This is a genomic window from Pseudarthrobacter naphthalenicus (assembly GCF_029076445.1).
GTDB lineage: Bacteria > Actinomycetota > Actinomycetes > Actinomycetales > Micrococcaceae > Arthrobacter > Arthrobacter naphthalenicus.
On record NZ_JARESG010000089.1, the window covers coordinates 1 to 523 of the forward strand.

General features: G+C 60.8%; 1 pseudogene. It reads left to right on the forward strand.

The annotated features are described in order from the left end of the window. Positions 1-238 precede the first annotated feature (238 nt). Positions 239-390 (forward strand): annotated as a pseudogene (locus PY310_RS21525) (ISL3 family transposase); the annotation flags it as partial. Positions 391-523 lie beyond the last annotated feature (133 nt).

Genomic DNA, 523 nt, shown 5'->3' on the forward strand with positions numbered 1-523 from the left:
GCAAACCAGCGGCCCTACGACCGGCCCCGTCCCGATGGACGCACATCCCGTCACCGCGGAACACAGGTGACGGTGCACTCACCCTGCCTGCCGTCCAGAGCCAAAAAAGCATTGACAAGCGTTAGGGAATCTCATCGCATTTGAGGGTGTAGCGGGAGTGGGCGCGTCGGTGGCGGGATAGGGGTCGAGGTCTTCCGATGATGGGAGTTCCTACACTGCCCATCCGGAAGACCTCGACGTGTCCCACGCTACCTTCCTGCTCCTGACATGACTACGTTCTGCCGCCTCGATGAGCTTGGGCTGGAAGCTTTCGGGCAGCGTCTCACCCCTGGCCGTGCGGTGTTGGAATGCCGTGCCGTTGATCCGGATGACTGGTGCCGTTCGTGTGGTGGCCAGGCCTGACTTGGCTCACGGCTCCGTCGTTCCGATGGGCCTATGGCCTTGACCTGCGGTGATGTTTTCTGACTGGCCGCTTTTCACGCACTAATGGTTTGGCCTAGTGTCGCCGGTGTGGTGTTTATTA